Below are 5761 nucleotides of genomic sequence, written 5' to 3'. Positions count from 1 at the left end.
GGCCAGCGCTGCGTCGAAGCGACGATGCTGCTCTTTCAGCTCCAGCTCGGCGCGCCGCTGCACGGTGATGTCCTCGTAGATCGACACCCAGCCGCCCGAAGCCAGCGGCCGATGCGAGATGTCGATGATGCGGCCATCCGACAGCGTTTCCTCATAGGTCGAGGGCTTCCCCCCGTCGATATAGGGCTTGCGGATGGCGTAGAGATCCGCCGCGCTGTGCGAGGCGACGCCGATCTCGACGCTGTGCTGGAGGATGTCGAAGAAACGTATGCCGGGCCGCACGATGGCGGGGTCGAGGCAGAAGATGTCGAGGTAGTGGCGGTTGCAGATGATCATCCGCTCGTCGGCGTCGAACATGCATAGGCCGTGCGACATGTTCTCGACGGCAGCCGAGAAGCGTTCGTTCTGCTCGCGCAATTCGTCTTCGATACGCTTTGTCGGGCCGATGCCCGCCGCGCGGCGCCTGCGCGCGGGCGAACCAGCCTTGACCTGAGCGACGGGCATATTCGCGCCTGCGGACCGTGAACTGACCGGCTACTGTGGTAGTCTCCGGTTAATTTAGCGTTTGTTCAGCTGGCGGAATGCAGCGTAACCGTTGCCTGACGCCTCGCTTCGAGCGCCGTGAAGCGCTCGTCCTGGGAGGCCGTTTCAGCCCGATCTATGGGGTGACCGTTGCAACGGTTCTGTCCCTTGGCGCCCTCGCTGGGTGGCGCACAATCCGGTAGACCGCCGCCGGCGGAACGTTCAGCATAGTGCGTCCTATATGCGTTGCGCTGAGGCCTAATCCCTCAAGGATCGGTCGCGCGACCGGGCATCGCGGACCGTAGGTGAATTGGTAGAATGCCCCGCCAGGCTTCAGATGCGCGAAAGCCCCGTCGAGGATTGCTATCACCTTGTGGTCGGGCATGCTCAGCAGCGGCAAGCCACTGATGGCCGCCCCGACGGATGCCTCATTGCGGAATTTGATATCCCCCACGCGGGCGGCGTCCATGCGAAGCACGCGCGCCCGCGGAAAACGGGTTTCCAAATGCCGCGCGAAATTTGCGCCGTATTCGACGAGGGTGAGGTCTTCCGGCCGCACGCCTCGCTCGAGCAGTTTTGCCGTGAAGACGCCGGTGCCGGGCCCAAGCTCGATAACAGGACCGGTTCTGGAAGTGATGTCCTGCGTCATGATCCTGGCAAGCGCGCTGCCGGACGGTGCGATTGCCGCAACCCGGAGCGGAGCGGCAAGCCAGGACCGAAAAAACATCCAGAAATCGTTCTGCATCCACGTCCTCGGAAGAAGCCAGTGAGAATTCGACGAGGATCTGGATAGCGGCTGCTTGTGCACGGCACAGTAACAGAGGGCGCCAATGCATTTGCGGAGAACGCCAACGACAAAGGCGAACTCGGGGCAGCACCGGTTTAGTGCATGAGGCTGTCGGAAGCCGCCCGTTTCAGGCCGCTGAAGTTGAGTTCCCGCCAGCGGTTGGGGGTCGTGCCCTCCCACTCCCGGAATGCGCGATAGAACGAGCTCGCATCCTGGTAACCGAGCAGGCAGGCGACCTCGTCAATGTCGGCCGTTGGATCCGATAGTAATTGCCTGCCGAGTTCCTGTCGCGCCTCGACCAGAAGCTCGCGGAAGCTCGTTCCTTCCTCGGTGATTCGCCGCTGCAGCGTGCGTTCGCTCGTTCCAAGCTCACGCGCGATGTCGGAAAGCTCTGGTCTCCCACTCGCCAGATTTCTCTTCAGAACGATCTTCACCTGCTCGGCCACGGAGCTTTTTGCCAGAAGCTCGCCCAGCGCTGCAGCGAGCGCCGGTGTGAGGATATCAAGAAGCTCGGGGTTGTGGCCGGGAAAAGGGCGATCGAGATCGCTGGACCGCAGGACCAGCAGGTCGCGCCGGACGCCATAGCGGACCGGACATCCGAAGTAGTCCCGGTGTACGTGGCTCTCAGGATCGGGACGCGTGAGTTCGACACGCCAGGGCGTAAGATGCTGTCCCGTTCCCCGTCGGCCGAGTTCGACGACCATGGCAAAGGCGACGTCGGTGGCAATCGCGGGCGCCGGCTCCGTGGCGTAAAGCCATTCGGAGTTTATCGTGCATTCGCCGGCCGCTTCGGCAACATTCAGCTGCTCGGGCGTGCAGAGCCGCTTGAAGCGCGCGATGCGGGCTATGCCGTCACGGTAATCTCGCGCGTGAAAGGCGGCCAGCGTGGAGGGTGGATGGATTGCGGTGTCGGCGGCCTGGACCAGCTTTATGCCCAGAGTCGGTTCCGCGGACAGTTCTTCAAGGGCCCGCCAGAGCGCGAAATATTGAGCGGTGGTGACAAAGGCTTTTTCGCTGAGGTGAAGGGTGGCGGGAAGCCGGGCCTGCCGCAACACCCCGGACGCAGGCACGCCGAGACGTTCCACGGCGTGCCAGAATGCGCGTGGCACCTTGCATTTGTCAGCCGGTATTCCGCTCATGCTCTTTCCTTCACCGCATCTGGCTTAGGATCAGGCGGTCGAACATGCGATCGCCCAACCATCTCCGGATGCCGATCATCATTTTCGCGTACTTGCCGGCGGCGTACCGCGTCCGCGGCCTGGCCGACCTGACGGCCGTCGAGACCACATCGGCGATGACGCGCGGATCGCTGCCGCGGCCATGGCCGTAGCTCGCTTTCGTCGTCTTCGCCACAACCTGGGCCACCTTCGCATAGGCGCCAGCCCCTGATCGCTTCAGCAGTCCGGCCGCGACGACATCGCCAAATGCGGTTTCGATCAGGCCAGGCTCGACAACCACGACCTTGATGCCGAAGGGTGCGAGTTCGAGCCGCAGGCTATCCGACCAGCCCTCCAGCGCATGCTTCGTCGCGTGATACCAGGCGCCGAGCAGGGTATAGATCTTGCCGCCCATCGAGGTGATGTTGACGATCGTGCCGGCCTTCTTCTTGCGCATGGCCGGCAGCAGAAGTTGCGTCAGCCGGGCCGGACCAAAGACGTTGACCTCGAACTGATAGCGCGCTTCGTCGAGTCCGATATCCTCGACCGGCCCGTAGAGACCGAACCCCGCATTGTTCACGAGCACGTCGACACTGTCGACTTCGGCGAGGACGCTGGCGACAGCCGCGTCGATCTCCGCGCCTTTCGAAATGTCCATGCGCAACGGGCGTGCCCCGAGCGCCGCGAGGTCTTCCATCCTGTCGATCTGGCGCGCGGCCACATAGACCTGAAAGCCGTCCTGAATCAGGCGCTTGGCGATTTCCTTGCCCATGCCGGAGGATGCGCCGGTCACGAGCGCTGTCTTTTTCTGTCTGTCAAACATGATTGCCTCTCATCTTGCTTGAGCCCAATCTAGGGTCGAGCAGAGGTGCCATTCACTGACAGGCCGCGCCAGCACAGTAGCAGATTACGCCAAACTTGCCGCGCCTCTCGCGCGGCAGCATTCTTTCACGTCGTGGAATTCGCAGCGACGAAAGACGGACGCTTCGCTTCGAGCGCCGTAAAGCGCTTCAGGAAAGCCGTCTGCGCCCAGGTCACCGAACGTGGCGTGAAGTCGAAGCGCTCGATGGAAAAACCGCGTGGCCGGCCGAAATACTCGGTCGCTTCCGCCGTGGAGAAGCCAGCAAGCAGCGTCGCTTCGTAGTAGGCGGCGATCTGGTCGGCCCGCTTGATCTCCTTGCGCAAGGCGGCACCGAGGTCCGCCGGCAGCGAAAAACGCAGATGGATGGCGCGCTGCAGGCGCAACTCACAATCCTTGTAGGAGCCGCCCATGACCGACTTGAACGGCGAGATCATGTCGCCGATGACGTATTCCGGCGCATCGTGCAGCAGCGCCGCCAGCCGCGCGTCGGCAGAGGCCGCCGGCACCAGTTCGCAAAATAGCGCCTCCACCAGCAGCGAATGCTGCGCGACCGAAAAGGCGTGCTCGCCGCTGGTTTGGCCGTTCCAGCGCGCCACACGGGCAAGCCCATGCGCGATGTCGGCGATTTCGATGTCGAGCGGCGAGGGGTCAAGCAGGTCGAGGCGCCGGCCTGACAGCATGCGCTGCCAGGCGCGCGGCGGCGCCCCGGCGCGATCGGCGGCCATCAGGCCTCCTCCACGCCGGCGGCGTCCTGCGGAAAGCCGAATTTGGCGAAAGGCGGGATGGCGAGCGAAACTGTGACTCCGTCGGCCATGATCGGCTGACCGGCGTCGAGCGCCGCCTTGACCCGGTCGATGCGGGCAATCGCAAGGCCGGTCGCGCCGGCGGTCGAGCCAAGCGTTCCGACAGGCCGGCCGGCGACCGTCAGTTCCGTGCCTGGACCGGGCAGGGGGACTTGCGCGGAAGCGATCAGAACACGCCGCCTGGCAGTGCCGCGATGCTGCATGCGCGAGACCACTTCCTGGCCGACATAGCAGCCCTTCCTGAAGCCGACGCCGCCGGTCTCGTCGAGCAGCACATCATGCGGGAAGGCGTCGCCGAGGGGATAGTCGGTTCCACTTTCGGCAATGCCGTTGGCGATGCGCAGCGCCTGCCACGCGGCGGCGTCGCCACCATCCGACGCGGCGCCATAGCTGCGCTGGACCGCGACGTTACGGAAGCGGGTATCGGCGTGCGTCGTTGAATCGGAATCTGAGGCGGTTGAATCTTCGTTCCACTTGACGGTAACAAGCACCTGATCCTGCTTGGCAATCTCGGCCTTGGCTCTTAGCCGGTACAGCATCAGCCGGCGCACGAAATCGTCGGCGACATCGGCTCGGCATTCGAGCAGGAAGCCATTCTCGTCGGTGCGCGAGATGAGGAAGTCGAACAGGATCTTGCCCTGCGGGGTCAACAGCGCGCCGGGCTTCGCTTCGCCGGGATTGAGCGCGTCGAGGTCGGTGGTGAGAATGTTCTGCAGGAAATGCTCGGCGTCCGGGCCTGACACGGAAATGAGGGCGCGGTCTTTCAGCAGGGCAAAGGGCATGGATGGAAATTGAGCCTGATCTTGCAAAACGGTCAGCCTTTACGTAAGCCCCTGACACTCCCCCCGCAAGAGACCGAAACGCCCATGGCCACCACCTACGACCTCATCCTGACAGGCGGCACGGTGGTCAACCATGACGGCGAGGGTTTTCGCGACGTCGGCGTGCGGGCGGGGCGCATCGCCGCGATAGGCGATCTCGGCCAGGCTTCCGCCGGCGAGACGATCGACTGCAAGGGCCTGCATATCCTGCCCGGCGTCGTCGACAGCCAGGTGCATTTCCGCGAGCCGGGATTGGAACATAAGGAGGATCTGGAGACCGGTTCACGCGCGGCCGTGCTGGGCGGCGTCACCGCTGTCTTCGAGATGCCCAACACCAACCCGCTGACCACCAGCGAGGCCGCCCTTGCCGACAAGGTGCGGCGCGCCACGGGCCGCATGCATTGCGATTTCGCTTTCTGGATCGGCGGCACCCGCGACAATGCCGAAGACGTCGCCGAACTCGAACGGCTTCCGGGCGCGGCCGGCATCAAGGTGTTCATGGGTTCGTCTACCGGCGACCTGCTGGTCGAGGACGACGAAGGCGTCGCCTCGATCCTGCGCAACACACGCCGCCGTTCCGCTTTCCATTCGGAGGACGAATTCCGGCTGCGGGAGCGGCTGGGCGAAAGGATCGAGGGTGACCCTTCCTCGCATCCGGTCTGGCGCGACGAGATCGCCGCATTGCGCTGCACCGAGCGGCTGGTGCGCATTGCCAGGCAGACGCGCGCGCGCATCCACGTCCTGCATATCTCGACCGCGGAAGAGATCCTCTTCCTCGAACAGCACAAGGATGTCGCGACCTGCGAGGC

At 64.1% G+C, this 5761-nt stretch carries 7 protein-coding genes; 1 reads left to right on the top strand and 6 read right to left on the bottom strand.

The features are described 5' to 3' along the window. The 6 genes from EOA33_RS21760 to EOA33_RS21735 all read right to left on the bottom strand — a co-directional run. Nucleotides 1–504: PAS-domain containing protein (locus EOA33_RS21760; protein WP_190234328.1), on the bottom strand; the 504-nt coding region annotated here is incomplete at its 3' end. Between the two features lie 154 nt (nucleotides 505–658). After that, nucleotides 659–1267: a methyltransferase domain-containing protein gene (locus tag EOA33_RS21755; RefSeq protein WP_126059161.1), complete on the bottom strand. Its 609-nt coding sequence runs from the start codon at nucleotides 1265–1267 to the stop codon at nucleotides 659–661. Nucleotides 1268–1404: 137 nt separating this feature from the next. Next, entirely contained in the window at nucleotides 1405–2448 is a 1044-nt protein-coding gene (locus EOA33_RS21750) for an AraC family transcriptional regulator (RefSeq protein WP_127406550.1), read from the bottom strand. A gap of 10 nt (nucleotides 2449–2458) precedes the next feature. Continuing rightward, nucleotides 2459–3289, bottom strand: coding sequence for an oxidoreductase (locus EOA33_RS21745; protein WP_126055701.1), 831 nt, complete (start codon nucleotides 3287–3289; stop codon nucleotides 2459–2461). Nucleotides 3290–3414: 125 nt separating this feature from the next. Beyond that, nucleotides 3415–4053, bottom strand: a complete 639-nt coding sequence (locus EOA33_RS21740) for an HD family hydrolase (protein WP_127406548.1) — start codon at nucleotides 4051–4053, stop codon at nucleotides 3415–3417. Next, nucleotides 4053–4913 (bottom strand): folate-binding protein YgfZ, encoded by an 861-nt coding sequence (locus tag EOA33_RS21735; RefSeq protein WP_127406547.1) that lies wholly within the window; start codon nucleotides 4911–4913, stop codon nucleotides 4053–4055. Before EOA33_RS21735 ends, EOA33_RS21740 begins: the two co-directional genes overlap by 1 nt. Nucleotides 4914–4997: 84 nt before the next feature. Here EOA33_RS21735 and EOA33_RS21730 point away from each other — a divergent pair. Then, on the top strand, nucleotides 4998–5761 hold a 764-nt coding region (locus EOA33_RS21730; RefSeq protein ID WP_145989228.1), incomplete at its 3' end, for an amidohydrolase family protein.

The sequence above is a fragment of the Mesorhizobium sp. M4A.F.Ca.ET.050.02.1.1 genome (assembly GCF_003997725.1).
GTDB lineage: Bacteria > Pseudomonadota > Alphaproteobacteria > Rhizobiales > Rhizobiaceae > Mesorhizobium.
The sequence above is the reverse complement of the archived record's forward strand: the minus strand, read 5'-3'. Positions and strand labels throughout refer to the sequence as shown.

Coding starts and splice junctions, on each gene's coding strand:
- EOA33_RS21755 (WP_126059161.1), bottom strand. CDS start 1,267: ATGCAGAACGATTTCTGGATGTTTTTTCGGTCCTGGCTTGCCGCTCCG.
- EOA33_RS21750 (WP_127406550.1), bottom strand. CDS start 2,448: ATGAGCGGAATACCGGCTGACAAATGCAAGGTGCCACGCGCATTCTGG.
- EOA33_RS21745 (WP_126055701.1), bottom strand. CDS start 3,289: ATGTTTGACAGACAGAAAAAGACAGCGCTCGTGACCGGCGCATCCTCC.
- EOA33_RS21740 (WP_127406548.1), bottom strand. CDS start 4,053: ATGGCCGCCGATCGCGCCGGGGCGCCGCCGCGCGCCTGGCAGCGCATG.
- EOA33_RS21735 (WP_127406547.1), bottom strand. CDS start 4,913: ATGCCCTTTGCCCTGCTGAAAGACCGCGCCCTCATTTCCGTGTCAGGC.